The organism is Thiothrix winogradskyi (assembly GCF_021650935.1).
In the GTDB taxonomy this organism is placed as follows: domain Bacteria; phylum Pseudomonadota; class Gammaproteobacteria; order Thiotrichales; family Thiotrichaceae; genus Thiothrix; species Thiothrix winogradskyi.
This window is the reverse complement of sequence record NZ_CP091244.1, coordinates 2,294,345-2,319,627: the sequence shown is the minus strand read 5'-3', so window position 1 is coordinate 2,319,627 and position 25,283 is coordinate 2,294,345. Positions and strand designations below refer to the sequence as shown.

Annotated in this window: 24 protein-coding genes; 14 read left to right on the top strand and 10 right to left on the bottom strand. The window is 52.4% G+C overall.

All coding sequences use genetic code 11. The features are described from left to right. Positions 1 to 66 precede the first annotated feature (66 nt). From L2Y54_RS11835 to L2Y54_RS11795, 9 genes are all read left to right on the top strand, one after another. Complete coding sequence (locus L2Y54_RS11835; protein WP_236496315.1) at positions 67 to 1,854, top strand: AAA family ATPase; 1,788 nt, start codon at positions 67 to 69, stop codon at positions 1,852 to 1,854. 24 nt (positions 1,855 to 1,878) lie between these two features. Further along, positions 1,879 to 2,877, top strand: coding sequence for a GDP-D-glucose phosphorylase 1 family protein (locus L2Y54_RS11830; protein WP_236496314.1), 999 nt, complete (start codon positions 1,879 to 1,881; stop codon positions 2,875 to 2,877). Positions 2,878 to 3,006: 129 nt separating this feature from the next. After that, entirely contained in the window at positions 3,007 to 3,213 is a 207-nt protein-coding gene (locus L2Y54_RS11825) for a bacterioferritin-associated ferredoxin (protein ID WP_236496313.1), read from the top strand. A gap of 17 nt (positions 3,214 to 3,230) precedes the next feature. Then, complete coding sequence (hemP, locus tag L2Y54_RS11820; protein WP_236496312.1) at positions 3,231 to 3,425, top strand: hemin uptake protein HemP; 195 nt, start codon at positions 3,231 to 3,233, stop codon at positions 3,423 to 3,425. 77 nt (positions 3,426 to 3,502) lie between these two features. Further along, entirely contained in the window at positions 3,503 to 4,741 is a 1,239-nt protein-coding gene (locus L2Y54_RS11815; RefSeq protein ID WP_236496311.1) for an imelysin family protein, read from the top strand. A gap of 150 nt (positions 4,742 to 4,891) precedes the next feature. Further along, positions 4,892 to 6,199, top strand: a complete 1,308-nt coding sequence (locus L2Y54_RS11810; RefSeq protein ID WP_236496310.1) for a di-heme oxidoreductase family protein — start codon at positions 4,892 to 4,894, stop codon at positions 6,197 to 6,199. An 11-nt stretch (positions 6,200 to 6,210) separates the two neighbouring features. Further along, positions 6,211 to 7,350 carry an imelysin family protein gene (locus L2Y54_RS11805; protein ID WP_236496309.1) on the top strand — a complete coding sequence of 380 codons (1,140 nt, stop codon included), beginning with the start codon at positions 6,211 to 6,213 and terminating at the stop codon, positions 7,348 to 7,350. Between the two features lie 3 nt (positions 7,351 to 7,353). Next, entirely contained in the window at positions 7,354 to 8,502 is a 1,149-nt protein-coding gene (locus tag L2Y54_RS11800) for a DUF1513 domain-containing protein (RefSeq protein WP_236496308.1), read from the top strand. Positions 8,503 to 8,547: 45 nt separating this feature from the next. Beyond that, positions 8,548 to 9,441 (top strand): LbtU family siderophore porin, encoded by an 894-nt coding sequence (locus L2Y54_RS11795; protein WP_236496307.1) that lies wholly within the window; start codon positions 8,548 to 8,550, stop codon positions 9,439 to 9,441. A gap of 17 nt (positions 9,442 to 9,458) precedes the next feature. Here L2Y54_RS11795 and L2Y54_RS11790 read toward each other — a convergent pair whose 3' ends face one another. Genes L2Y54_RS11790 through L2Y54_RS11775 form a run of 4 tightly spaced genes read right to left on the bottom strand, consistent with a single transcriptional unit; the run spans position 9,459 to position 14,076 of the window. Then, positions 9,459 to 10,670: an ABC transporter permease gene (locus tag L2Y54_RS11790; protein WP_236496306.1), complete on the bottom strand. Its 1,212-nt coding sequence runs from the start codon at positions 10,668 to 10,670 to the stop codon at positions 9,459 to 9,461. Continuing rightward, positions 10,670 to 11,368 carry an ABC transporter ATP-binding protein gene (locus tag L2Y54_RS11785; protein WP_236496305.1) on the bottom strand — a complete coding sequence of 233 codons (699 nt, stop codon included), beginning with the start codon at positions 11,366 to 11,368 and terminating at the stop codon, positions 10,670 to 10,672. Before L2Y54_RS11785 ends, L2Y54_RS11790 begins: the two co-directional genes overlap by 1 nt. Continuing rightward, entirely contained in the window at positions 11,365 to 12,702 is a 1,338-nt protein-coding gene (locus L2Y54_RS11780) for an efflux RND transporter periplasmic adaptor subunit (RefSeq protein WP_236496304.1), read from the bottom strand. The genes L2Y54_RS11785 and L2Y54_RS11780 overlap by 4 nt, the downstream gene beginning before the upstream one ends. 9 nt (positions 12,703 to 12,711) lie before the next feature. Then, positions 12,712 to 14,076: an efflux transporter outer membrane subunit gene (locus tag L2Y54_RS11775; RefSeq protein ID WP_236496303.1), complete on the bottom strand. Its 1,365-nt coding sequence runs from the start codon at positions 14,074 to 14,076 to the stop codon at positions 12,712 to 12,714. Between the two features lie 165 nt (positions 14,077 to 14,241). On the opposite strand from L2Y54_RS11775, the gene L2Y54_RS11770 reads away from it, so the two are divergent. Then, positions 14,242 to 14,742 carry a DUF4405 domain-containing protein gene (locus L2Y54_RS11770; protein ID WP_236496302.1) on the top strand — a complete coding sequence of 167 codons (501 nt, stop codon included), beginning with the start codon at positions 14,242 to 14,244 and terminating at the stop codon, positions 14,740 to 14,742. 1 nt (position 14,743) lies between these two features. Here the strand turns inward: L2Y54_RS11770 and L2Y54_RS11765 are convergent, their stop codons facing one another. Further along, positions 14,744 to 15,211 (bottom strand): hypothetical protein, encoded by a 468-nt coding sequence (locus L2Y54_RS11765; RefSeq protein ID WP_236496301.1) that lies wholly within the window; start codon positions 15,209 to 15,211, stop codon positions 14,744 to 14,746. Positions 15,212 to 15,285: 74 nt separating this feature from the next. On the opposite strand from L2Y54_RS11765, the gene L2Y54_RS11760 reads away from it, so the two are divergent. From L2Y54_RS11760 to L2Y54_RS11750, 3 genes are all read left to right on the top strand, one after another. Further along, on the top strand, positions 15,286 to 15,573 hold the full coding sequence (locus L2Y54_RS11760; RefSeq protein WP_236496300.1) for a DUF2934 domain-containing protein: 288 nt from the start codon (positions 15,286 to 15,288) through the stop codon (positions 15,571 to 15,573). Positions 15,574 to 15,638: 65 nt separating this feature from the next. After that, on the top strand, positions 15,639 to 16,325 hold the full coding sequence (locus L2Y54_RS11755; RefSeq protein ID WP_236496299.1) for a response regulator transcription factor: 687 nt from the start codon (positions 15,639 to 15,641) through the stop codon (positions 16,323 to 16,325). A gap of 2 nt (positions 16,326 to 16,327) precedes the next feature. Then, complete coding sequence (locus tag L2Y54_RS11750; protein WP_236496298.1) at positions 16,328 to 17,704, top strand: ATP-binding protein; 1,377 nt, start codon at positions 16,328 to 16,330, stop codon at positions 17,702 to 17,704. 1 nt (position 17,705) lies between these two features. Here L2Y54_RS11750 and L2Y54_RS11745 read toward each other — a convergent pair whose 3' ends face one another. The 5 genes from L2Y54_RS11745 to L2Y54_RS11725 all read right to left on the bottom strand — a co-directional run bounded on the left by L2Y54_RS11745 (position 17,706) and on the right by L2Y54_RS11725 (position 24,093). After that, a complete protein-coding gene (locus tag L2Y54_RS11745; protein WP_236496297.1) occupies positions 17,706 to 18,992 on the bottom strand; it encodes a glycoside hydrolase family 26 protein in 1,287 nt (428 codons plus the stop codon). A 32-nt stretch (positions 18,993 to 19,024) separates the two neighbouring features. Further along, entirely contained in the window at positions 19,025 to 20,854 is a 1,830-nt protein-coding gene (locus L2Y54_RS11740) for a S8 family serine peptidase (RefSeq protein WP_236496296.1), read from the bottom strand. A gap of 127 nt (positions 20,855 to 20,981) precedes the next feature. Beyond that, positions 20,982 to 22,127 (bottom strand): RNA-binding domain-containing protein, encoded by a 1,146-nt coding sequence (locus L2Y54_RS11735; protein ID WP_236496295.1) that lies wholly within the window; start codon positions 22,125 to 22,127, stop codon positions 20,982 to 20,984. Positions 22,128 to 22,181: 54 nt separating this feature from the next. After that, positions 22,182 to 23,189 carry a hypothetical protein gene (locus tag L2Y54_RS11730; RefSeq protein WP_236496294.1) on the bottom strand — a complete coding sequence of 336 codons (1,008 nt, stop codon included), beginning with the start codon at positions 23,187 to 23,189 and terminating at the stop codon, positions 22,182 to 22,184. 112 nt (positions 23,190 to 23,301) lie between these two features. After that, positions 23,302 to 24,093 (bottom strand): MBL fold metallo-hydrolase, encoded by a 792-nt coding sequence (locus tag L2Y54_RS11725; RefSeq protein ID WP_236496293.1) that lies wholly within the window; start codon positions 24,091 to 24,093, stop codon positions 23,302 to 23,304. Between the two features lie 141 nt (positions 24,094 to 24,234). Here L2Y54_RS11725 and L2Y54_RS11720 point away from each other — a divergent pair, with 141 nt between their 5' ends. Then, positions 24,235 to 25,254: a Fe(3+) ABC transporter substrate-binding protein gene (locus L2Y54_RS11720; RefSeq protein WP_236496292.1), complete on the top strand. Its 1,020-nt coding sequence runs from the start codon at positions 24,235 to 24,237 to the stop codon at positions 25,252 to 25,254. The last annotated feature ends 29 nt before the right edge of the window (positions 25,255 to 25,283 follow it).

The following is a 25,283-nucleotide window of genomic DNA, read 5'->3' as shown; positions in this document are numbered from 1 at the left end:
GCCATGCAGCGACCCACAACCCAATTATGCTATTCTGTAGAAATCCAAACTCCGGTATTTATCAGTATGATTCGGTTTCCCTACGGCATTAGTAATTTCCCTGCCATCCGCACGGAGGGCTATTTGTACCTTGACCGTACTCAACACATTCCTCTGCTGGAAGAAGCGGGTAAGCAACTCGTATTCCTGCGCCCGCGCCGCTTCGGTAAATCCCTACTGCTTTCCACACTCGTCAATTATTACGATGTTAAAACGACGAATCAGTTTGAAACCTTGTTTGGTGGGCTGGAAGTGGGACGTAACCCAACCCCGGAGCGTAACCGTTACTTGATCCTGCGCTGGGATTTTTCCAAAGTATCGGCACAAGGCTGTATTGATGATATTAAAAGCAGTTTGTTCAATCACTTGAATGCCAGCATAGAAGGCTTTATCCAAACTTATCAGGATATGCTGCGCTTTCAGGTTCGGATACAAGATGACGATGCCTTAGCGTCGTTCCAATCGCTGTGCAATATCGTCAGCAGCAGCGGGCAGCAAATTTACCTGCTGATCGACGAATACGACAACTTCGCCAACGAAGTGCTAGTGCGTGACCCGCACAACAGCCGCCGTTATCAGGATTTGCTCGAAGGCGAAGGCATTCTCAAGTCGTTATTCAAGATTGTTAAGGGCAGCGTCGCCGAAGGCAGTATCGGGCGCGTGTTTATCACGGGTGTCTCACCGTTGGTGCTGGCGGATATGACTAGCGGTTATAACGTCGCCACCGACATTTCCCTGATGCCACGTTTCAATACCCTATGCGGCATTACCCAACCGGAGCTGGGCGAACTGGTAACAGGTGTTTTGCAACACTGTTGGCAGGATGAAAATCAACGCGATGGCTTGCTGCAAACTTTGAAACAATTTTACAACGGCTACCGTTTCTGTGACCAACTAGACAAGCCGCTGTTATACAACCCCATTCTGTGTTTTTATTTCCTGCGTCACTATCAGGATGAATGCACTGCCCCACGCCAAATGCTCGACGGCAACCTGATGATGGACGCGGCGCGTATCCGTTACCTCGCCAGCCAACCCAGTGGCACAGGTGTGGTGGAACGCATTCTTGATGAAGAAAGCACCATCACCCTTGATGTACTGGAAAACCGTTTCGGCGTGGAAAAACTCACTGATTTACAGCAGGATGAAAGCTACTTGTTATCCCTGCTGTATTACTTCGGCGTGCTGACCATTGTTGATACGGATATTTTGGGCAAACTGACACTGGGCATCCCCAACCTCGTGACCCGCGCTTTGTATGTGGACGAATTGCGCCAGCGCATCCTCCCCGCCCCCAAAGATCGCATTGCCGTTGCCAATATGGCGGAAAAATTTTACCAATCCGCCGATCTGCAACCTTTGGCTGATTATCTGGAGCAAAAATACTTCGCCGCCTTCAGCAACCGTGATTATGCGTGGAGCAATGAACTTACCATCAAAACGGCATTCCTAACCTTGCTGTTCAATGACATTTATTACGTGGTCGATTCGGAAACCGCGCTACAACGCCGTTACGCCGATCTGGTGCTGATCATTCGCCCCAGTATGCGCCAGTACCCCACCCTGAAAGACATTGTGTTGGAATTCAAATACCTATCACTGAGCGACCTAAAACTGAGCGGCGAACAGATACGTGAACAATCCCGCGAAAGTCTGGCGCAACTGCCTGCCGTGCAAACCGCCTTAAACGATGCATTGCAACAATTGCAGCATTACCGTGCGGTATTGACAGAAAAATACCAAGAACCGCAGCGCTTGCATTGCCTCGCAGTGGTGGCATTAGGGTTTGATCGAGTCGTGTGGCAAACGTTATAACATCCAGAATTTAGGCAAATTACTATGCTCTTCACCACCTCCCCCGACGCTTTCAAAACCCGCTTTACCGACGGTTTGCAAAACATGCTCACGCCCGACGGCTTGGGTGCATTTATCTTGGTACTCGCCAACAGTATGCAAGACGCAACATTGCGCCAACAACTCGCCACACCTTTGCGCGAGACCTTTGCACAACTGCAACAACGCCAGCCTGACGGCCCTGTCGATGATGTCGCCACCTTTGCAGCACTGCTAAAAACCGGCATCGAAATTTTTTCCGGCTGGGAACACGCACGCGCTGAACCGTGGGAATTGGTGATCAACCCATTACGGGGGTTGCGCCCTGCAAGAGTATCGGGCGAAGTCTTCAGCGAATTGCACCAAGCATTTGCAGCGGACAAATTTCACTTCAACAAACCCTTCCTGCGCCCCGAAATCTTGTGGGAAGGCACGGCGGAAGGCATGAATTTGCGGGTGTTTTATAACAAGTTCCCGTTTGCACCTTGGCATACGCTGATCGTGCCAGAACCGCAAGCCACCCTGCCGCAATTCCTGACGCAACCCTACCATGAACGCATCATGGCGCTGGCTGCCAGCACCGCCACCTACCTACCGGGATTTGGGATAGCATTCAATAGTGTCGGTGCGTATGCCTCGGTCAATCAACTGCATTTTCAGGGATTTATTCGCCCATCACGCTTTCCGGTGGAAGCAGCGCAATGGCAGCATAACGGCGGCACACAAACCTACCCGCTGCACTGCTGGCGGGCGGATTCTGCGTCAGCGGCGTGGGAAGTCATTGTCGCATTGCATCAGGCTAACCAACCTTACAATCTGTTGTATCGGGGTGAAAGTTGTTACATCTTGCCACGCAAAGGGCAAGGCACAGTAAGTTTACCGGATTGGCTGCAAGGCATTGGCTGGCATGAAGTATGTGGCGTGTTCAATCTGGTTGAAAAACCCGCAGAAGCAGCCATGCAAAGCGCAGTATTCACCAAAGAATTGGCGCGATTGGCATACTGATTCCATAAAATTACGCACTTTTTGAGAACTTTTCTCATTTCAAAAAATAACTGAGAACCACTTGTATTTGCAGTTGATCATGATTATCATCTCCAAACGTTTAAGAATGATTACTGTTTAGGTGATGCCATGTACGTTTGTATTTGCCACTCTGTGACCGACAAAGCGATCAAGAAAGCCGTTAACCAAGGTCATGAAACGCTAGAAGCCATTCAGCAGGAGCTGAAAGTGGGTACGTGTTGTGGGCGCTGCAAAGGTCATGCCTGTGAAGTCATCGAAGAAACCCTCAACCCTGATACCTTTTCCTTTAACCTAATGCAAGGTGCATTCGCATGATGTCTGGAGCTTTGAGAATGACGGATGTAGAACCACACCGTATCAATCTGGAAGAATTGATGCGCGGCTGCAAAAAAATCATTCTTCAGCACGGCAAGCGTCCTTATTGTTTGACCATTACCCGCCGGGGCAATTTGATCCTCACCTCGGCAGATGATGACGCAGACAAGCCACTCTCTCTTGACCGTTCGTCTGAAGAATCTGACCGATAACGATTCATCAACACCTTTAACAGTCAAGCCAGTCAGTGCCACTGCCCCAGCCAGACCTGTTTTTTCGGAGACTACCCATGAAATCCCTTTCCCACATCGTCTCAGCCGCCCTACTCGGTGGCGTATTATGCACCACACCCCTGTTAGTCAGCGCTGAAACCGTTACTGCCAAAGCGGTGATGGAAACCTACGTGAATCTTGCCCATGCTGGTTTCAGTGACGCATTCACCACCGCCAAAATCTTACAAGAAAAAGTCGATGCCTTTATTGCCAACCCCACCGCCGAAACCCAGCAAGCCGCGAAAGACGCTTGGTTAGCCGCACGTAAACCTTACAACCAAACCGAAGCCTTCCGCTTCAGCAATAAAAACGTGGATGACTGGGAAGGTCAAGTCAACGCTTGGCCGCTCGACGAAGGCTTGATTGATTACGTCAAAACTGACGCTTACGATCATGAGGAAGGCAATCAGTTTGCCAACGCCAATATCATTGCAGGCAAAGACCCGATCACAGTGGAATTGCTGAAATCGCTGCATGAAAAAGGCAGCTCCGAAGCCAACGTTGCCACTGGCTACCATGCCATCGAATTCCTACTGTGGGGGCAAGATTTCAACGAAGATCCCAAAGATGCTGGAAAGCGCCCCCACACCGATTACGCCAAAGGTGAGACTTGTACCAATGGCAACTGTGAACGCCGCGCCGCCTACTTGAAAGCCGCCACCGATTTACTGGTCGCTGACCTGCAATACATGGCAGACGACTGGGCGGATGGCAAAACCGGTAACTACCGCAGCGGTTTCCTCGCACTCGATGAAAAAGAAGCGTTGCGCCGCATGTTATTCGGCATGGGCAGCCTAAGCCTGGGCGAACTCGCAGGCGAACGCATGAACGTGGCATTACTGGCGCATTCGCAGGAAGACGAACACTCCTGTTTCAGCGACAACACCCACAACGACATCGCTGAAAATGCCCGCAGCATCCAAAACATTTTCAACGGCACGTACACCCGCACCGATGGCACAACGGTAACAGGTGCAAGCCTCGCGCAATTGGTTGCCAGCAAGGACGCGACAATCAGCGCAACCTTGGTCAGCAAACTCGCCGATACCCAACAAAAAGTCGAAACCATTGTGGAAGCGGCGAAAAACGGCGAAAATTTCGACCAGCAAATTCTGCCCGACAATAAGGACGGCAATAAGCGCATCAAAGCTGCGATTGCTGCCCTACGCAGCCAAACCGGCGACATCGAAGCGGCGGCAAAAGCCGTGGGTATCGACAACTTGAAACCGGAGAACAGCGACTCTTTTGGTGGGTAAATGCAAGATTACCCCTCACCCCCTAGCCCCCTCTCCCTCAAGGGGCGAGGGTGAACAAGAAAGATGACCTCTTAGCCCCTCTCCCCTTGAGGGACGACGCTGCAAGCGGCTGGGTGCGGGGTTGGGGTGAGGGGTTCTTAAAGGATAACTATGCAAGCAACTCTAGCCATTACCCTTTGCGTGTTACTGACATCAGGGATAGCCAACAGCAGTTCCCTGAGCGTAGCCGAAGGGACACCCCAACAACACGAAGACTTCGCCATCGGTGGCGCATTCTTCCAACAACCGTGGGTCAGTTCCCCCGCATCCACCACTGCGCGTGATGGGCTGGGGCCGCTGTTCAAAGCCAATAGCTGCATTGCTTGTCATGTGCAACATGGGCGCGGGCATCCGCCGTTGACGGACACCGAGCCGTTCCTGTCTACACTGGTGAAACTCAGCGTCCCCGCCACCACAACCGAACAATTAGCGGTCGCCAAAACCTTAGGCATTGCCCCTGAACCGACTTACGGTGATCATTTGCAAACCTTAGGTATCAAAGGTTTACCCGGTGAAGGCACGCCGCGCTTCACCTACACCGAAGTCCACGGGCAATTCAAAGATGGCGAAACCTACACGCTGTTACAACCGCAGTTGCACATTGACGGGCTGAACTACGGCGCATTGCACCCTGACACCCAATTCTCCGCACGGGTTGCACCGCCGCTGTTTGGCATGGGTTTGCTGGAAAGCATCCCCGATGCAGAAATCCTCGCCAATGCCGATCCTGATGACCACAATGCTGACGGCATTTCCGGCAAACCTAATCAGGTCTGGGACATTGCCACCCAGCAAACCACACTAGGACGCTTTAGCTGGAAAGCCAATCAACCGAGTATTCTCCAGCAAACGGCGGATGCCTTCCGCAATGACATTGGCATTACCTCCACCCTCTTCCCAGAACAACCCTGTACCGCAGCGCAAACAGATTGCCACACCCTGCCAGAGGGCGGCAAACCGGAAATCCCAGATAATTTGCTGGAAAAAGTCGTGTTTCATGTTACCCACCAACCCGTTCCTCCACGCCGTGATACCGACAATCCGCAAGTCATTCAAGGGCAGAAACTGTTTAATCAAGCGGGTTGTGTCGCCTGCCACATCTCAACATTTCCAGCCTTGGCAAACCAGCCGCACCAGCCCTATTCCGATCTGTTGCTACACGATATGGGCGACGGGCTGGCAGATAAGCGCCCCGACTTTGCGGCATCCGGCAACGAATGGCGCACCCCGCCACTGTGGGGTATCGGTTTAACCGCAAAACTCAGCGGACACACCCGTTTTCTGCATGACGGACGCGCCCGCAATCCGCTGGAAGCGATTCTCTGGCACGGTGGTGAAGCCGAATCCGCCAAGCAACACGTATTGTCGATGCACAAATCCGAACGGGAAGCGCTGTTACGTTTCCTCAACTCACTGTAATGAGAACGCTGATGTTTAAACAGATTTTTTGCTGCTTGCTCCTGCTGCCTTCGCTGTTATTTGCAGCCACTCCCAACGTCGCCCCAGCCACACCGTTACCGGATGCCGATAAATTGCTGGTGCAAATTGTGGATGGCGCAATCATCCCGCTGTATCGCGAATTGCAAGTCACTGCCAACACCTTGGCACAGCGCAGCACGGCGTTTTGCAGCGCCCCCACCGCCGAATCCTTCAAAGTATTGCGCGAAGGCTGGGGCGAAACTTTGCTCGCATGGCATCGCACCGACGCGCTCATGTTTGGCCCCGCGATTGCCGATCAGATCGATTTCACCATCAATTTCACGCCACCGAAAAAAATGATCATCAGCCGCTTGCTAACCGATGAAATTCCCCTGACACCCGACATCATCGCGAAAGCCGGAGTGGGCGGGCAAGGCTTAAGTACGCTGGAATTCTTGCTGTTTGATCGTGACAAAAGCGAAGCCGAACAACTGGCAAGCTTCCAAGGCGATACGGGCAAACGCCGCTGTGATTACGTGCAAGCTGCCAGCACCTTGCTGCATACCCAAGTGCAAACCATCGCGAATGGCTGGCTGCAAGACAGCAACGGTTACGCCAGCGCTTTCCGCGATGCACATAAGGGCAATGCCACCTTCGCCAGCGCCCGCCAAGCGGTGGATTTGCTGGTGGGCAAGCTGTATCAGTCCGCCGAAAAGTTTTCCAAAAACCGCATCGGCAACCCCTTGGGCAAAGGCATTGACCTCAATACCGAAGGCAAGCAGGAAGTGCTGAATACCTCCAACGCCTACCAACTGGAAGCTTGGCGCAGTGGCTATTCCATCCAAATCATTCGCGCCAATGTTGAGGGGATGCAACGTATTCTGCGGGAAGGCGGTGTATTGCAATGGCTACGCGACCACAACGAACGCGAAGTTGAAAAGTTCGTCGCCGATGCCATGCAGCAACGCCTCGACAATTACCTCAAGTTACCGCTGCCCAGTGCTGACCCTTTCGAGCTAATCAAGACGGGTAAAGGTAAAGAACTCGATGGTTATTACTACCTCGGTAACGACATCCAAATGGGAATCAGACGCCAGCTTGCCAAAGTGCTAGGCGTGCAACTCGGTTTCAACGACAACGATGGGGATTAAGCCATGAATCGCCGCCAGTTTTTGTTACTTGCCACTGCCGGAACCTTCGGTGCGGCATTAGGCGTCAACGCCCTCATGAAACGCGCCGCAGGAACACCTGTTGAAGCAGATACCAACCTCACCCATTTATATTCCGCCAGCGACAACCCACACGGCGGACACTTTCTAACCCGCTTAGACATAGCAAGCGGGCAACTGCAATCCTGCGCCGTACCCATGCGCGGTCATGCGGTGCTGCCCTTAGCAAACGACACCGCCCTACTGTTCGGACGCCGCCCCGCCTTTGAATGCGCCTTGGTAGATTTTCTCCCCTCGCCCCTTGCGGGAGAGGGGCTGGGGGTGAGGGGTATCCCCGCAACAGCCGGACGACACTTCAACGGTCACGGCTGTTTATCCTCTGCGGGTGATGTGCTGTTCACCACCGAAAACGCTTACGATGAAAAACGCGGCGTACTCGGTATCCGCGACAGCAAAACCTTCCAACACCTCGGCGAATACGACACCTTCGGACTCGATCCGCACGATATACAACTCATGCCCGACGGCAAAACCTTGGTAGTCGCTAACGGCGGGATCGAACAGCACCCCGATTTCGGGCGGCGTAAACTCAACATTGACACCATGCAGCCCTCGCTGGTCTATCTTGATACGCAAACCGGCAAAAAAATCGACGAATACCGCCTGCCCGATCACCATTTAAGCATTCGCCACCTGATAGCCACTGCGGATGGCAGTGTTGGCGTCGCCTTGCAATACGAAGGCGATTTATACCGCCAACAACCCGCCTCCTTAGTCGCTTGGCAGCCGCACGGCGGTGAGTTGCAATTGCTCGACATTAGCACCGCTGACGTGGCGCGGTTCAACGGTTACATGGCGGATTTAGCCTATGACCCGCAGCAACAGATTCTGGCGGTATCCTCACCACGCGGCAATCACACCAGTTTTTGGAGTACCCGCGAACGCCGTTTTCTGCACGCGCATTCCCTGCCGGAACCCAGCGGCATCGCGTTTTTGCCACAACAGCAGCAATTTTTAGTCTCGGATGCGACCGGCGGCATTCACCGTTTTCCCTCAACCCTTCAACCCGCACCAGCCAGTCTGTTGCACCAGTTCCCCGACCAGCGCTGGGATAACCATCTGGTGATAGCATGATCACAGACAAGCCACTGCTCCTTATGAACTATCTGGAGCTTTCACATGAAAAAGACCCTATTAAGCATCTTGATTGGTGCAGCCTTAGCTAACCCTGCCTTTGCCACCACTACCCTCAGCGGTATGGTGGAAGTCGAAGCCGGTTTTGTCAGCAATGCTGACGGCGATAGCAGCGACCTCAGTGTCCCCACTATCGAACTCGGTATCGACAACCAGATCAATGACAAACTCGATGGCCACGTCTTATTCCTCTACGAACAAGGCGAAAACGACGACAACATTGCGGTGGATGAAGCCACCCTCACCTTCAAACCGCGTGAAGGTCTGGATGTCACCGCTGGGCGCATGTACGTGCCTTTCGGTAAATTCGATAGCAATATGGTGTCCGACCCACTGACGCTGGAAATGGCAGAAACACAAGAAGAAGCCGTGCAACTGGGCGTCAGTTCCGGCGATATTTCCGGCTCTGCTTACCTGTTCAAAGATGACGAAGATGGCGGCGACAAAATTGATGATTACGGCGTGAATCTCGATTACAGCACGGATAACGTCAGCGCGGGTGTGAGCTACATTTCTGACGTGAATGATAAAGCAGCGGCAGGGCTAGGTATCCATGCCTCCGCTACTGTCGGCAAAGCCAGCGTGATTGCCGAACACATTCAAGTCGATGCCATCACACTGGAAGATGACAGCAGCGTCGAACCCAGCGCTACCAACCTCGAAGTCGGTTTCGACATGGGCAATGATCGCACCGTCGCAGTTGCTTACCAGCAAACCGACGCGGCTGAGTCGCTGGAACTGCCCGAAAAAGCAGCGGGTATTGCCTACAGTATGCCCGTCTACGAAAAAGCCAGTTTCGCGGCTGAATACATGAACAACGAAGCCTACGATGGCAGCAAAGAAGATGTAATCACGCTGCAAGTGGCTTACGAATTCTAAGCACCGCAGGCGTTGCCTCACTCGTGGCGCAACGCCTCAATCGGGTCTAGCCGTGCCGCACGTTTCGCAGGCATATACCCAAACAGCACACCAATCCCCGCCGAAAACACAAACGACAGCAAGTTAATCCCCACGTTGAAAACATACGGCACATTCATCACCTGCGACAAACCGATGGATGCCAATGTTGCCAACCCAATCCCAACCAAGCCGCCAAGGGACGCCAGTACCACTGCTTCGATCAAAAATTGCAGCAACACTTCACGTTCCAACGCCCCAATTGCCAGCCGGATACCGATTTCGCGGGTACGTTCGGTCACGGACACCAGCATAATATTCATAATGCCAATCCCACCGACCAGCAAGCTGACCGACGCCACCGCTGCCAGTAAGGTGGTCATGACTTGCGTCGTACCGGACAAGGCTTCGGCAATCTGGCGCGTATCCTGCACATTGAAATTGTCGTCCTTATCATCCCCCAACCTGCGGCGTTCGCGCATCAGGTTGGTCAATTGCTCTTTGACGCTGGTAATGTCGTTTTCGTCCGCGACCGATACTTGGATGCTGGACACGTTCTGATTACCCGTCAAACGCCGTTGCACCGCTTTGATCGGCATAATCACCGTATCATCCTGATCACGCCCCATCGACGCTTGCCCTTTGGATACCAAAATGCCGATGATTTCGCAGGAAAAGTTGTTGACCCGCAAACTTTCGCCCACCGGCTGTTGCGTGCCGAACAATTCACGGCGGATGGTTTCCCCGATCAAACACACCGTTTGCCCTGCTTTTTCTTCTGCCTCGCTGAAGTTGCGCCCAGATGCCAGTTTCCAGCTTCCGGCAATAAAGAAATCGGTGGTCGAACCTGTGACGCTGGTTGACCAGTTGTTTGACATGGAAACGACCGTGGCACTCTTGCTCACCTCCGGCGCAACCGCTGCAAGCCCGGTAATCTGACTGCGAATAGCGGCGACATCTTCCAGCGAAAACGGTGGTGAACCGCCCCCGCCACTGCTTGGCCCCATCATGCGTTGCCCGTTACGGATTTGTAGTAGGTTGCTGCCAAGGCTGGATACCTGATTTTTCACCGCTTGGGTTGCGCCATTGCCCAGCGTCACCATTGTGATGACTGCCGATACGCCAATCACAATCCCCAGAATCGTCAGGAAGGAACGCAATAAATTGCGGCGGATTTCGCGCAGGGCGAGTAAAAAGCTGCTCCATAACATCAGGTGCTCTCCCGTTTGCGCACGTCGCTGTCGATATTGCCGTCAACGAAGTGGATGATGCGTTTGGCGTATTCCGCCATATCCGGTTCGTGCGTCACCATTAGCACGGTAATGCCCTTGTTTTCGTTCAGGTCGGTGAGCAACGCCATGATTTCGTTGCTGGTTTTGGTGTCGAGGTTGCCGGTCGGCTCATCCGCCAGCAAAATGGTCGGGTTAGTGACTAACGCCCGTGCAATGGCTACCCGTTGCTGCTGCCCGCCAGACAGTTCCGCCGGAGTATGATGCCCCCAGCCTTCCAACCCTACCTGTTTCAGCGCGGCTTGGGCGGCGGTATGACGCGCTTCGGTGGATTCGCCCCGATACAGCAGTGGCAATTCCACATTTTCCTGTGCGGAAGTCCGCGCCAACAGGTTAAAGCCTTGGAACACGAAGCCCAGATAATGCCGCCGCAACAGGGCGCGTTCGTTGCGCGACAACTGTTCCACATGCACATCGCGGAACAAGTATTCGCCGCCGCTGGGTACATCTAAGCAGCCCAGAATATTCATGGCGGTGGATTTGCCTGAACCGCTCGGCCCCATGATGGCCACAAAATCACCTTGCTCAATGGTCATATTGACCCCATCCAGCGCCTTGAAACTCGCCTGCCCTTGCCCGTAGATTTTGGTGATGCCGCGTAATTCGATTAACGCACTCATGGCTTGCCACCTGTTGTGCCGCCGGTGCTTTCGGTGATCACCGCCATTCCTTCTTTCAAGTCGCCGCTGACGATTTCGGTTTGCTTGCCATCGCTAATGCCGGTTTTGACTGCGACTGCTAGGGGCGCATTGTTTTCCAATACCCAGATTTTTTGCATTCCGTCGGGGCTGGCGACGGGTGGCGTGCCGTTGGGGCGTTTTTTGGCTGTTCCCATACCCGGCGGACGGGGCATCAATTGTGAAATGAAGCTGCTATTGGCACTCGCCGCCGCAGGTGCAGCAGCCACCACAGGAGCAAAGCGCAGGGCGGTATTGGGAATGAGCAACACATTTTCCCGCGATTCGGTCTTGATGGTGGCGGTGGCGGTCATGCCGGGGCGCAAGGTCAGGTCGGTGTTTTGCACCGCCAGCACCGTGAGGTAAGACACCACGTTTTCGGAAGTATCCGCCCCCAAACTGACGCGGGTAATTTCGGCGGGGTATTTGCGCCCCGGCCATGCGTCCACGCTGAATTCGGCTTTTTGTCCGGCTTTGACTTGCCCGACATCAGCTTCATCCACGCCGACTTCGACTTCCATTTGTGCCAAATCTTCCGCCAGTGTGAATAAGGTCGGCGCGGACAAGGACGAGGCGACGGTTTGCCCCGGTTCGACGGTGCGGGTTAGCACTACGCCGTTAATTGGTGAGGTGATCGTGGCTTTGCCGAGATTGGTTTCAGAGGAACGCAATTCGGCAGTGGCTGATGTCACGGTGGTTTTGGCGACTTCGGCATCGGCTTGGGAACGTTCCAACGTGGCTTCGGCGGTATCCAACTCGGATTTAGCGGGCAATTTGCCGCCGGAGGCGCTGTATAACTCGCGCAAACGGTTGAGCTTGGTACGCGCTTCTTTGACGCTGGCGGCAGATTGTTTGACCTTGGCTTGCGCGGAAGCCAGCGAGGCTTTGCCTTTGGTAATGGTATCTTGCAATTGCGTGGTATTGAGACTTGCCAACTTCTGCCCTTTTGTCACCACTTCGTTGGCATCCACCAGCACGTCATCGACTGTGCCGGAGAGTTCTGTGCCAATGTCCACCTGATTTTTGGGTTGCAAATTGCCCGTCGCCGTCACCGTGACGCTGAGGTTGCCGGTTTTGGCGGGGGTGGTTTTGTAGCTGGCTTGGCTTTTGGTTTGAGATTGCCCCATAAAGTAATAGCCCGCGCCGCCTGACACTAGCCCCGCGACCAGTAATGCTAATAGCCACTTGCCCTTGTTGCCTTGGGATTTCTTTTTGCCGCCTGCTGCCAATACCGCTTTGACGGAATCGTTGGTGGTTGAATTGATTGGGTTGCTCATAAGGTTCTCCTACCACGCGCCGCCGATGGCTTTGTAAAGGCTGATCATTGCCTGAGTGTTTTCTGCTTGTGCGGACAACTGGCTTTCTTGTGCGCTTAATACGCTGCGTTGCGCATCCAGCACATTTTGGAAATCGGCAGTGCCTGCGTCATAACTAAGTTGCGCCAGATGTTCGGCGCTGCGTGCCAATGCGACGTTTTGCGCCAATAACGGTTGGCGTTCGCGTAGAGATTGCAGGGTGGAAAAGCTGTTTGCTACGTCCTGTAACGCCCCTAACACGGCTTTTTGGTAGCTGGCAACGGCTTGTTCGCGGGCGGCATCTTTGGCTTCGACTTGCTGTTTCAGCCTGCCACCGTCAAACAAGGGTGCGCTGATGGAAGCAGCGAGGGAACGGGCGATACTGCCGGTATCCAGCAAATCCGCCAAACTCAGGCTGCTGAGACTGAGTGAACCGCCGAGGTTGAAGCTGGGGTATAGGTTGGCCTTGGCTTCGCCGACTCGTAATCCGGCGGCGGTGATTTTGTATTCGGCAGCGCGGATGTCGGGGCGTTGACGGATGGCATTTGCCGGAATGTTATTCAGCAGTTGCCCGCCCGCCGTGGGAATGGGTTTGGCAGCGGCGAGGCGGGTATTGAGTGCGCCCGGTTCTTTGCCAGTGAGGATTGCGAGGGCGTGTTGCGATTGGGTCACGCTGTTTGCCAACGCCGGAATTTGTGCTTGGGTTTGCCCCAAACTCAGGTTGGCTTGATCGGCTTCTAAGCCGCTGGCAAGCCCTGCTTGCTGTTTCAGACCGATCAGGCGCACGGTTTCGTCACGCGAGGCAAGGCTTTGGCGCGAAACGGCGAGGCGGGCTTGTGCCAGCCGCAGGTTGACGTAGCTGCTGGCGACTTCGGCGGCGAGTGAGGCTTTTACGTCTTCAAGACTAGCTTGGGTGGCTTGCAAGTCGACCGCAGCGGCTTTATCGGCTAAACGGTTGCCGCCGAAGATGTCGGCTTCCCAACTGGCATCGAGGTTTGCGCCGTAGCTGTCATTACCACCGCTGCGGCGGGCAGATGCGCCGCTGGAAAGGCTGGGCAACAGGCTTGCTCCGGCAATCGCACGTTGCGCACGGGCGGCTCGCAGGCTGGCTTGGGCGGTTTTGATGTCGGGGCTGGCTTGCAGCGCTTCTTGGATCAGCGCGGTCATGAGCGGGTCGTTGAAGGTTTGCCACCATGCGGCTTGCACGGGTTTGCGGGGGTTGCTGGCTGCTGACTGGTGTGTAGCGGTTGTACTTGCTGCTGCAACATCACGCACATTGCTGGCGGGTGTGCAGGCAAACAGCGATAGGCTGACTGCCACACTGGCGAACACGGTAAATGGTTTATAAACGATCATGCCGAATTTTGTCCTTAGCGTTTTTGCATAGTACAAGTGTGGCCTAGCGGCGAGTAAAGGTGGGTAAACGCCATGTAAAGATATGTAAAACCGCTGTTTCCGTGTGGCAATGTCCGTAATCATTGCATCATCGATGCGTTTTTTACGACTACAGGAGATTTAAACATGGACATCGCTACCCTACGCCGCTGGGCGACCCCGTTGACAATTGGCGCGTTTATGCTGATGTCGATTACCGGCATTTTAATGTTTTTCCACATCAATCCGGGCATTAGCAAAGTGGCACACGAATGGCTGAGTTGGGCGATGGTCATCGGTGTGGGCTTGCACCTGGTAACGAACTGGAAGATGTTTGCACGTTATTTTTCGCAAAAAGCAGCGCTTGGGGTGATCGGCTTATTTGCGATATTGACGGTTGCTTCCATGCTGATTCCGGGTGAAGAAGAACGTCGAGGGCCGCCGGGTGCGCAAGCCAGCAACGTGCTGATGAATGCACCGCTGGATAAACTGGCGGGTATCACGGGCAATACCTTGGAAGGTTTGCAGGCGAAATTGCAGGCGCAAGGCTTAAAACTGGACGCAACAATGGTGTCGCTCGATGAAGTGGCTAAGCAGAATCAGCGCAATCCGGTGGAAGTGTTGAATAGCGTGATTGCCGCGAAATAACTTAATCCGGGGAGAGATACGCCATAAAACTCCCCACATCCGTCCCCGCCGCACTGACCACGTAATCGTAACCCTCGCCCCCAGCCAGCACTTGCCAAGATTGTAAGGTGATGTTTGGCAGGGCGAACAAATGCAGCAAAAAGTCGGTTTCCACCTGACTATTAACACTACCACGCCCCCCGTAACCGCTCTCAATTTTGATCAAATCACCTTGGATTTCGACAAGGTTGTACACCCAAATATTGCGCGGTTCGTTGCCCGTCAAATTGCCCAAATAGGTAACTGCATTCGCGCTATCCATCAAAGTGTAGGGGGTATCGGCACACAGGCGGTAGCCGTCGAGGGTAGTGTTTGCGAGTGCTGCCGCCAATGCTGCAACACTGTCAGAGGTAACGTGCGCCAACAGCAACCAATCAGGCCCATTGCCATTCGCGGCGAGTTGCCAGCACCACGGTTTTACCTTCGTCATTCTTGTTCTCCTTGTACGTCCATCGCGCCGTCAGTATACACTCTGCGCACTATTGACCCGTCAGGAATTGAATCATGTTGTATTGCTACGGCGACTTATGCCCACTACGCGCCGACTGCTATCGGCATACCCAACCGACACCGGGGCGGGACAGATTCGCTGCCCTGCCCTACGATGCCGTCAGCGGAACGTGCGACTATTTCCACAGCAATGAACCGACCGAAGCCCTGATCCGCGAAACGGCGTATTACCTGTGGCAGCGCGAAGGTTGCCCCGACAATTGCGCCGCTACACATTGGGCAGAAGCATACCGGAACTTGTGCCTAAGCACTGGGCGTGTAAAGCCGTGTAAAGAAATGTAAAACCCCCTGCCCTTGCATTTCAATCACCGTATGATTCAAGGTATGACACCACTCAGAAGACAACCATGAGCAAGCTATTACTGGTCGACGACGACATCGAACTCACCACCATGCTGACCGAATACTTGGAACGCGAAGGTTTCGACATCACCGCTGTGCATAACGGTGACACGGCGGTGCGCGAAGCCCTCAACGGCGATTACGCGCTAGTGGTGTTGGATGTGATGATGCCCGGCATGAGCGGTATCGAAGCCCTCAGCCGCATCCGCACCCACAGCAAAATGCCCGTGCTCATGCTCACCGCCCGTGGCGACGACATCGACCGCATTATCGGCTTGGAACTCGGCGCGGATGATTACGTCCCCAAACCGTGTATGCCGCGTGAATTGGTTGCCCGCATCCGCGCCATCCTACGCCGCACCAGCAACGACACTGCCACCACGAATCACGAACCGCTGCAAACCGGCGCACTCACGCTTTACCCCGAAAAACGCCAAACCCTCTGGCACGGGCAACCGTTAGAACTCACCAGCACCGAATTCAACCTGCTGGAAGTATTGGCTCGCCAAGCCGGTCAACCCGTCAGCAAAGCCGATCTTTCCACCCACGGTTTGGGGCGAGCGCTGACCCGTTACGACCGCAGCATCGACGTACACATGAGCAGCATCCGCCACAAACTCGGCAATCTTGCGGATGGGCGCTCCTGTATCCAAACCGTGCGCGGCATTGGCTACCAATTGATTGGGGAATAAACATGGGCAGACTGTTCTGGAAAATCCTCCTCACGTTTTGGCTGACGCTGCTGGTGGCGGGCGGAGTTACCGGCATTGCCGTCTGGTTACACCATAACGATTTACAGGATATGGAAAAAGATGTGGTGATTCGCCCCAGTTCCATCATTGCCGTCAAAGCCGTCGCCAATACTTTCCTTTATGGCGGGAAGGAAGCGATGCGCAATATGTTGCAGGAACAACGCGATGATGCCCTCCAAGACTTGCAAATTTACGCCGTCGATACCAACGGCAAAGAGTTGCTGGAGCGCACCGTATCGGATGACACCCTCCAGCGTGTTCGCGCCAGCCTTGGGAAAAACCTCAAATTGCCTATTGTCCGCCAAGTCCAAACTGGCGCAGACAGTTATTTGCTGTTCGCACCACTGGCGGGGCAATACCCGCAATTCCAGCAAGAACGACGGCTGCCGCCACCGCACCGGATTTCTACTCCAACCCTGATTGTCTCCGGCATTGCCGTCAGCTTTTTATCCAGCTTCCTGCTGGCCTGGTATTTCTCGCAACCCATCGGCATTTTGCGTAAAGCCTTTCGTGCCGCTGCCAAAGGCGATTTGAGCCAGCGTGTCACCGCAACAATTGGGTCACGGCGTGATGAAATCGCTGATTTGGGGCGCGATTTCGATGACATGGCAACCAAACTGCAAATCCTGATGGCTTCGCAACGCCGCTTGTTACACGACGTTTCACACGAACTGCGCTCGCCGTTGGCACGCTTGCAAGCCAGCATCGGTCTAGCGCATCAGCAGCCGGAAAAAGTGGCGAGCAGCCTTGCCCGCATCGAACACGAAGCCGGACGGCTAGATACGCTGGTGGGCGAAGTGCTAACGCTTTCGCGCCTCGAATCCGGCGTACCGCAGCCGTTGGATGAATACATCGACATTCTGGAATTAGCCGATGCCGTGATTGATGATGCGCGGTTTGAGGCAAATGCGCTGTCACGCCAAGTCATGTTTCAATGCGATGTTGAGGGTAATCCGATCATTCAAGGGCATGGTGAATTGCTTTATCGCGCGTTGGAAAACGTGGTGCGCAATGCCATCCACCACACGCCCGAAAACACGGCGGTAACGCTGGCGATTCACCACGATGTTACCGCGTCGCGCCTGCATCTGACGGTGGATGATCAAGGGTCGGGTGTGCCGGAAGCGGAATTGGGGAGTATTTTCGAGCCGTTCCAGCGTAGCAGTAACGTCAACCCCAGCCGTAACGGTTACGGGCTGGGCTTAGCGATTGCGCGGCGGGCGATTGAAAGTCACGGCGGGACAATTCGCGCCAAAAACCTCAACAGTGGTGGTTTGCGGGTGGAAATCCATCTACCACTCACGCCTGCTGTTCGGTAATTTAGTCAGCCATATCCTTGCGTAACACCGCACGCGCCGCCGGGGGCAAACTGCGGAAACCTTGTGCTTCACGCGCTAACAGTGCTGTACCGACTACCTCTGGCATTTTGCTCACGGCTAAAGCACGCTGTATGCCTACTTCACGCTCCTGTTGAATACTTTCCAATGCCATGCTTTCTGCCGTCATCAGGGTGGTACTGGTTGTGGTGGAACGCTTGCCGCCACCACCTTTAGTCGGTTTGGTCCTGGTGGGTTCAGTCACTGTGGACGGTGCAACCAACGGGGTAAATGTTCCCGTGTAACGACTGTCAGCGATAACGGTGTTATACGCAGCCAAGCCGGTATTGCCTGCACCATTCAATGCCCAGCTCAATTCCTTATTGGTATTGAACCATGCCACAGCGCGGATAGCGGGGTATTCTGCCAGCATACGGGTATACATATCCTGCACCCACACGGCTTTGCTTTGCCCTGCATCGCTGTCATTGCCGGTCATGCCATAGTCGGCATTCGGTAAATCCTGCGGTTCAGCGGAGGCGACTTCTGCCAGCAATACCGGCTTGTCGGGGTAATTCGTCACGAGCGTTGTGTAAGGCGAACTAAACACTTGAGCAAAGCCTTTCCACTGGGTAAAGCTGTAATTGCTGCCCCAATTGTAGCCATCCAAAGCTGTCCAATTCACTACGTCATTGCCGGGGTAATAGCGGGTAATGTCGTTGTAATTATCAACACTGACATTGTTCGCACACCACACCCATTCCACGCCAGTCACACCCGCTTGAGCAAAGCGATTGTGTAGGTAACGCCATGCGGTTTTCAAACCGTCGGGGTCATTGCTCCACGGATACCAATTGCCGTTGAATTCGTGCGCAAAGCGTAATAACACCGTGGGTTTTTGATCGGCGGGGTACGATGCTTGCCACAGTTTCAGGCTATTGATCCAACCGTCGATGTAACCATTCCATTGCCCGTTGCTGATTTCACCCAGCAAATTAGCATCAGGGCGACTACTGATACTCGGCATCCACGTAATCAGCGGCGTGGCTTTACGTGACACAATATTGGATGCCTGCACATTCAAGCTCCCCCAATCTTGCCCAAAGCTGGAAAACAAATTGACCACCGCCAATGGCTTGGCGGCATCGGTATTGAATTGATCAATTGGCGCAGTATTCCAACCATCATTGTCAATATACGCTCCCAGCATGGTGGCGGACTGTGCCGCACTCACTGAGAGAAGCCCAGCGATAGCTACGCCGAGTAGCGTCCACTGCCTAGTATTTTTCATGAGAAATCCCTCTCTTACGGTTTAGTAGTGGCTTATAGCTTGGTGAGACTGGAGGCTTTCAAGCTCACATTATCACTGGTGATGCTGGTGCTTTTATCCAAGAAACTGTCCAGCGGGTAGCCGAGTGCAGTGTCATACGCCGTTTTAACGATGGCGTACTTGCTGTTGAGGGCGGTTTCGATTTGCGTAAACAACTGTTCAATGGTTTTACCTTTGGCTTTCAAATCTTTGGAAGACAAGGCTTTATTGGTTGCCAGATTCACGCCTGCCGTCAACACACCCGCTTTCACCGTCAGCTTCAAACGCAAGGCTGCACTCGTACCGGTTTTTTGCTCCAATACATAGGTGTAATTCAACAGATTTTGCGCACGCCACAGGTCGCGGTTTTTCTTCAAATCACTCAGTAAGACGGCGTAAGGATCAACGGGTGCGGCTAAATTGATGGCTGCTTGCACAGCGGCGGCGGCATCCAACAAACCTGTGCCACAACTGGCGCAAGGTTGCGGGAAGGCTCGCGCACTCGACTTCAGCAGACTTTCGACTTGATCCGGTGTCAGGGTGGGTTTGGCAGCTAACATCAATGCGACTACGCCGGACACATGCGGCGTTGCCATGCTCGTGCCTTGGTAATATTTGTAGGTGTCAGCAAGCGCGGTTTGTGTCCCCGTATTCAGGGTGGAAACGATGCCATCGGCGGCGATACCCGTATTCATCGAACCGCCCGGCGCGGCTAAATCAACGACCGTACCGTAGTTGGAATAATAAGCACGTCCGCCGTTTTTGCCGGTCGCCGCCACGGTCACAACACCTGCACAGTTGGCGGGTGAAAATTGGCTGGCATCGGTATTGCTATTGCCCGCTGCCACCACGACCACGGCATTTTTGCTACGCGCTGCATTGATGGCACTTTGCATGGTTGAACCGCACGCGGATGCGCCGCCCAAACTCAGGTTAATGACTCGCGCCGGATTCGGGTTCACTGGCGCACCGGATACTGTGCCGCCTGCTGCCCAAATAACACCCGCCGCAATGTCCGAAGTATAACCGCCGCACTTGCCTAAGACGCGCACCGGCAAGGCTTTGGCAGCATAAGCAACCCCAGCAATGCCTTCGGCATTATTCCCAGCCGCTGCAATCGTGCCAGCTACGTGTGTGCCGTGCCAACTGCTATTGATTGCCGTGCTACTGCCACATTCACCAGCCAGCACGTAGTCGCCCGCATCCGTCGCGTCACTGTCACGCCCGTTGCCGTCATTACCGACAGCAGCATCGGCAATCATGTCATAACCTGCTAACAAATTCGGCAACAAGTCCACATGCGGCAAGACCCCCGTATCAACGACAGCCACCACGCTACCCTGACCAGCGGTATAACCCCATGCCTGATCGGCGCGAATACCACTAATCGCATCCAACAATGGCCATTGATAACTCAGGTAAGGATCATTCGGTGTAACCGGTGCTGGCACTTCCATGCGGTTCATAATGAAATCCGGCTCGACGTATTCCACTTCCGGCAACTGCTTCAGCCAAACAGACAATTTATCCCAATCCGCTTTCTTTTTGCGCTTTTCAAAACGAAAAACATCGGCTTTATCATGCGTGGTTTTGGTGTAAGTGAATTTTTCACCCTTCTCAGTACGCAGACGTGACAACGCCTTATCGATAGCAACCGAGCTGGCATTATCACGGAAACGAATAATCAACTGATCGGTATCAGGCTGAGCGGGGGCAGGCAACATAACCGTTTTTTTGTTGGCAGGGGGCGCATCTGGCACGTTCGCCAATACAGTTTGAGCAGATACAGCAGTAGAAATAGCCAATACGATGGCGCATAGATGGAGATGCTTGGGGGTTAACATCGGTTTTTTATCTCATTTTATTGTATGCCCTATTCACTAATTATTATTTTTATATATGAGCAATATTGACAGATAACCGATGAAATGCAATCCCCAACTGATAAAAGGTAGTGACAAAGCTGAGAATTCAGGCAAACCGCAGGGTTACACGGAACAATTCACCGATTTCATCAAACGTGATCCGTTCCTGCATTAGCTTCAGCATCATTGGAATTCCCCTGCCCAAACCGTCGAAGTAACGCAGGTTATCGAGGAATTTCATCAAGAAAATATTACGCGGGGCAGAGTTGCCATAGCGGATTTTATTCAACGTCAGGGTATTCGCCAACTTGCCGGGGGAGGTAATTTCGATCCGATCACTATAGACATGCACCTGTATTTTTCGCTGGCTGAGGGAATAATCGCGGTGAGCAACGGCATTCACCATCGCCTCACGCAAGACTTTGAGCGGAATCAGCACGGTTTCAGTGCGGCGTGTACCTTCAATGGTGGATGGGTTTGGCAGGAAAAGCTGGAGCAAAGCCACCGTTTTGTCGATCAGTTCCGGCAATGTGCCCAGCACTTCCTTTTTGTCCAACAGGTCATCGGTGAGGTCATCGCCTTTAAAGACGGCGAACATGATGGAAGCGTGTGGCAGACGGCGCTGGGGCTGTTTACCGAACATCAGCAGTCCACCGACGGTTGCCACCTGTTTACCTTCGAGTTCGGTCAGGATGTCCGCATTCAACAACAGGCTTTGCTGTTCGTCGTTTGGCAAATCAATAAAGGCTGTGTCGTAGTAGGTGCGGTAGTAATGATCAACTAAGCGGAAGTCGATGCCTTCGATACCGGTATCGGCAACGGGTGCTGTATCGAAATGTACTAACCCTGCTTGCTGAAATAAACGGCTCAATTCTTCCTTGGTAGCGGTGCGATTGGTTGAACCGACCCGCAGCCAATACTTGCCATCCAACGTTTGGTAGGGCTTATCCTTGCCTTTGGGGATGGTCACAGCACACACGACTTTCCCTTCGATAGCGACGTGCGTAACGTCCACACGCAAGGCGGGAATGATGTTGTTACGGCTGATATTGGCAATCCACGTATCAAGATTGTCCGCGTGGATACCTGAAATTGCCCCATCATCCTCAACACCGATCAGTAACGTTCCACCCAAAGTATTGGCAAACGCCACGATTTCCCGTGCCACAGAATCGGGGCGAACGTCAGCCGACTTGAATTCAAGCTGGGCGTTTTCACCTTGGGTGATCAGTTGTTGGATAGTATTAATCATAATAACAAACATGTATTGTATTAAAGGAAGTATTATAGCACATCTATCAATAGATTAATGAGTCGATTGATTTTTCAGTCCAACCCATTTCTCAAAATAGCTTTTATTTCTTTTTTCATACCATTCGGAACACATAAAATATTCAGAACCATATGCATTAATAATAGGCTTAGCCCAATACCTTAAAGGTTTTCCTTCATCAAGCAGCAACTTCTTTTTTAACAAAGGCATTTGAATGCCGAATGTTTTTTTAGAATACTCAATTGATTCCATTAACTCAACTTCTTCTACTGATATTTTATTTTCCTCAAACATCTGGATCAAATTTTTTCGCACCCACTCACCAATTTTTGTTTGACTTTGCAACACATCATCATTTTTAACAGAAACTTTCATTGAAGATTTATTAGAATTGTTGCTTTCTGAAAACATTTGATACATTTGTATGCTACGCATGAATAACTCTGAAGTATCCGCAACAGAGGATGTAGCCTCGAGGACAGGCTGAAGTATTTCCCTATTAAAAGAATTATTTGCAATCAACTTAATGTTAAAATTAAGATCATTTTTTCTGAGAATTTTTTCAACCTGAATCAAACAAGAATCAAGACTTTCAATTATATTATAATTTATTTTAGGGGACGCAAAAATTATATCGCCTTCGGAACAATCAAAATAACCATGAACACACATTGCTGTCCTTAATAGTTTTTTTACTATTTTCATGATAGTTTCATCTTTAGAGCCATAGTTAAGCCCGTACTCATGAAAAGCAACATCTACAGCGTAAATACTCCGAAGCCCCCCTGCATATGAAACACCCATAACATCAATTTCCGCCTGCTTGATTAATTGACTAAGCGAGGTGTTTTTCTTATATATTCCGTAATCATGCTCATGCTTAAAATAATCATCAGACTCACGCATTACTTGTTCGATTACGCTTTTATTCATCAAGTCCCAAGACTCAACTGATGGCTTCCAATTCATTTGCACAAGTTGGCATTTTTTCGTATGCCTGAGCCACGATAAAACTAACGACTCTCCAATTTCTATTTTCATTGGGTGTTACATCCTTATTTCCATCAATGTCCAGCCATTCTAGCAAAATATTTCATCGCATCACGGAACATATTCAGGATGAATCAGATGAATAATGCATCATATCGTAGCATTACCCCTGATCGCCCGCTTTCACCGCCCGACGCAATTCCGGCGGCAACTGCACAATCTCACAAGCACCACGATACTGCTCCGGCACATTGTCAGGGCATTCCCCACACAACTCATTACCCGGCACGGCGAAATCAATCTTGCGTGGGTAGGGTAAATTCAGCCCGTTCATGATGGCGACAAACGCTTCCTGCGAGGTGTTGTTACCCACACGCGGATTACGATTTTTTTCCTGTCCGATGGTAGTAATCTGCCGACCTTCATAATCATGCGCTGGGTAGACCAAGGTTTCATTGGGCAAGGTAAAAAATTTCTCGGTAATGCTCTGGTACAAGCTGACGGGATCACCCGATTGGAAATCCGTGCGCCCGCAGGCTTCAATCAACAGCGCATCACCTGAAAACAGGATTTTTTGCATCCCATTATCCAGCAGGTAAGCGTGGTGATGCCCCGTATGCCCCGGTGTAAACAGCGGGTGCAACTCAATTTGCCCCACCCGGAACACCTGATTTTCCTCTACCCCCAAGTCTGCGCAAGCCAGTTTATCCATCGCTGGAACGACGATTTTACTGCCGGTGTAAGCCCGAAATTTACGCGCCCCGGTCAGGTGGTCGGCGTGCATATGGGTTTCCAACGTGTAGGTCAGCTTCAAGCCCAATGCCTGCAATACCGCCAGATCGCGCTCAACCGTGTCGATCACCGGGTCAATCAGCACGCACTCGCCCGACTGTTCACAAGCCAGTAGGTAGGTGTAAGTGCTGGAGTCTTGCTCAAAAAGCTGTCTGAAAATCATATTGTTTTTCCTCTTTCATAACACTAAGAAGCCAACTTCATAATACAACACCCAAGTACACAATAAAATGAGAACTGCTTGCATTATCATGTGCATTGTGGATAATGCGAATCTTTCTTATTCAAATCGAAGGCAGACCCCATGTTCAAGCAAATCGCCCTGTCATTACTGGTTGCCAGCATTGCTACTCCCGTGCTGGCTGGTGGTGAAGTCAATGTCTATTCCGCTCGCAAGGAACAACTGATCAAGCCGCTGTTTGACAAATTTACCGAACAAACCGGCATCAACGTCAATCTCGTTACCGGCAAAGACGATGCGCTCTTGGAACGCCTCAAACTCGAAGGTGAAAATACTCCCGCTGATTTACTCATGACCGCTGATGCCGGACGCCTCCACCGTGCAGTCGCAATGCAACTAACGCAGCCTGTGGAATCGGCTATACTGCAACAAGATATTCCCGCAGCCTTGCGTGACCCTGACAATCAATGGTTTGGTTTAACCTCTCGCGCTCGCCCGATTTTCTATGCAAAAGACAACATAAAACCAGAAGAACTTTCCACCTACGAAGATTTAGCTGACCCTAAATGGAAAGGTCGTATTTGTGTACGTTCTTCCGACAATATCTATAACCAATCCATGATCGGTTCCATGATTACCACTGTAGGAACAGAAAAAGCACAGGCATGGGCAGACGGCATCGTGAAAAACTTCGCACGCCCCCCCGAAGGCGGTGATCGTGATCAGATCAAAGCGGCAGCATCAGGACAATGTGACATCGCCCTTGCTAACACGTATTATTACGGGCAAATGCTGGTCAGTGACGAAGCAGAAGAAAAAGCTGCTGCGGAAAAAGTCGCGATCTTCTGGCCCAATCAAGCCGAAGGTGATCGTGGCGTACACATCAATATCAGCGGTGCAGCAGTGACTAAAACGGCCAAAAATAAGGACAACGCGATCAAACTGATGGAATTTTTGGTTAATGACGAGTCACAAAAATGGTACGCAGAAGCCAATCAGGAATACCCTGTGAAAGCGAATATAGCGCCTAGCGAAATGCTCAAAGGCTGGGGCGAATTCAAAGCGGATAGCGTAAACTTGTCCGAACTTGGAAAAAACAACGCAGAAGCGGTCAAAATTTTGGATAAAGCTGGTTGGAAATAAAACCTCTGTTATGGCGTGCCGTGCTGCTA